The sequence below is a fragment of the Candidatus Aegiribacteria sp. genome, from assembly GCA_021108435.1.
Lineage (GTDB): Bacteria > Fermentibacterota > Fermentibacteria > Fermentibacterales > JCC-6 > Aegiribacteria.
Genome location: JAIOQY010000100.1, coordinates 1 through 2428, shown reverse-complemented (window position 1 = coordinate 2428; position 2428 = coordinate 1). Strand labels below are relative to the sequence as shown.

Sequence of the window (2428 nt, the reverse complement as noted above, 5' to 3'; positions counted from 1 at the left end):
AGTTGGCGGGATGCAGGTTACTATCTCCAAGATTATGTTGATAAAATAGAGCCTGAAACAATTGTCTCACAAAATTCCAAGGATGATTGGTGCCCCTGTTAATGGTGTAGAGCCATGTCGTTTTAATGGTGGGTGGCACTGGCGCCTCGACAGTGTCTCCCAGCGAACCATCCTTTGGTATGATACAACTAGTTATAATCAAATAAAACGCAAACCGAAGAAAACTTTCAGGAATCCAATCATACTGACTCGTGAGATGGCGCTGATGATGGAGATGGAAGAATTATCCCGAGCTGACCTTGCCAGAAAACTTGGTTTATCCAGAGCAAGAGTCACTCAGATGCTCAACCTGCTGAAACTGCCTGACAGCCTTATCTCTGAAATAGAGGAGATGGGGGATTACTGGATCAGACAACTGGTAACTGAGAGAAGTCTGAGGAATCTAATAAAGAAGAAGTGATGGTTATCCTATTAGATTCAATAGTTGTGCGGTGTTCATAAAATGTGTATGTTCACAATTAATGAACGTGTATACATATTGAACAAATGGAGCAGTGAGAGGTAGATGATGACGCACAAAACAACTGTAATTGAAATAGTAGATAAGGCACTTATGCATCTGAGGCAAGTCATTCCGATAGGAGAAATACAGACAGAATGGGAACAGAGGGCGAATGATAATTTTGTATTAGATGCAATTGTTCATTTTGAAGAATTGTTGCAAGATTATCAAATCGAAATAAAGAAACACATACGACGTGATGTAATTGGTGCGATTCAAATGTTCCTAGAACGCGTACCAAAACCCCGTATGCTTATTACAACATACGTAACACCACCCATTGCAAAGGAACTCCGAGAAAGGAACATACAATTTATAGATACAGCAGGAAACATGTATATCAAACAGGAGAAGCCGTTTGTCTTTGTATTCATTGCAGGAAAAAGGGAGGATAAGACTGATAGAATTACAACTCGAACTCGGTTGTTCCACCAAGCTGCGCTTCGAGTCCTATTCATCCTGCTATGTGATCCAAATGCCAAAGACAGAACATACCGTGAGATAGCTGAAATGGCAGGAGTAGCTCTTGGAACCGTCAATAACGTCTTTGCTGATCTGAAGCATTACGGTTACATTCGCATCTTCCGAGAAAAGAAAATATTTGATAATAGGCAGAAGTTAATCGATAAGTGGACAGACGCTTTCATCAACGAACTGAGACCAAGGCTTAATCCAAGAAGATTCACCACAAAAAGCAAAAACTGGTGGCAGATCGCGGACACTACTGAGTTCGGAGTGTATCTTGGGGGGGAAACGGCTGCGGCGAAACTCACCGGATATCTACATCCAGAAAATGCAACAGTATATGTAGGTGAGCAATTCGGGGAATTTGCCAAGGTCCTCAAACTTAAAAAAGATAACCATGGCGAAATATTTGTTTTGAACAGGTTCTGGAATAATCTGCCCAAGTTAGATGAATTCCCTGGTGTGGTGCCCCCACTTCTTATTTATGCCGACTTGGTTGCAGCAGATGGTGCAAGGAATCTGGAGACTGCAGAAATGATACGGAAGCAGTACCTTGACTGATCATTCTGTTGTTGTTGACGAAAACACAAAAATAATCCTACTATCTCTGCTTGAAATCTCCAGAACACTCGGGATCGAATGGTTCATCTGTGGCGCAGGAGCGCGCATCTTTCTTTGTGAGCATGCATTGGGGATGAGAACTGGAAGAGCCACAATGGATCTCGATTTTGCTGTATGCGTTAACTCTATCAAGGAGTGGGAAGTATTATACAAAATGATGTGTGATCATCATGACTTTAAAGCAGATAGACATCAAACCCAACGCTTATGGCATTCTAGTGGTATCCCTGTGGATGTAGTTCCATTCGGTGAAATTTCGGGATCATTCAAAAGGTTCACATGGGGAGATGATGATGGTTTTGAGATGAGTGTACTTGGATTTGATGAAGCATATGACAGCGCATTATCTTTCCTAATCAATGACGAGTTTACGATTCTCGTTGCAGGATATGCAGAGCAGTGCGGTTTGAAGTTACTTGCATGGGCAGATCGTCATCAGCGGAGGGTAACTGAAGATGCCAGGGATATAGCTTATCTGATTCAACATGCAGAGGAATGGTACGGCGAGGAAGCACTACATGATCATTATTCACATGTTCTTGAGAATGTCGATTATGATATCGAACTAGCTGCTGCTTTTGTCTTGGGATGTGATCTTCATAGTATCTATGAGAGTGAAACCTTGGATGTACTCATTGGCATTTTAGATCAAGCCCTCAATCAACCAGAAGAATCAATCCTTATTCGTGATATCGCTCGCGAGATCCGTACCATGGACCCAGAGGAAAGAACGATGAATCTGTTAGAGCAAATACGCCTTGGAATGGATGCAGGATTGTA

At 42.1% G+C, this 2428-nt stretch carries 3 protein-coding genes; all 3 read left to right on the top strand.

What is annotated here, in order from left to right:
• The first annotated feature begins 265 nt into the window (after positions 1-265).
• The gene (locus K8R76_06030; protein ID MCD4847729.1) at positions 266-460 is read left to right on the top strand and encodes a hypothetical protein; all 195 of its coding nucleotides are present in this window, start codon (positions 266-268) and stop codon (positions 458-460) included.
• A 105-nt stretch (positions 461-565) separates the two neighbouring features.
• The gene (locus K8R76_06025) at positions 566-1588 is read left to right on the top strand and encodes a hypothetical protein (protein MCD4847728.1); all 1023 of its coding nucleotides are present in this window, start codon (positions 566-568) and stop codon (positions 1586-1588) included.
• 154 nt (positions 1589-1742) lie between these two features.
• A partial coding sequence (locus K8R76_06020) for a hypothetical protein (GenBank protein MCD4847727.1) occupies positions 1743-2428 on the top strand: 686 nt, incomplete at its 3' end.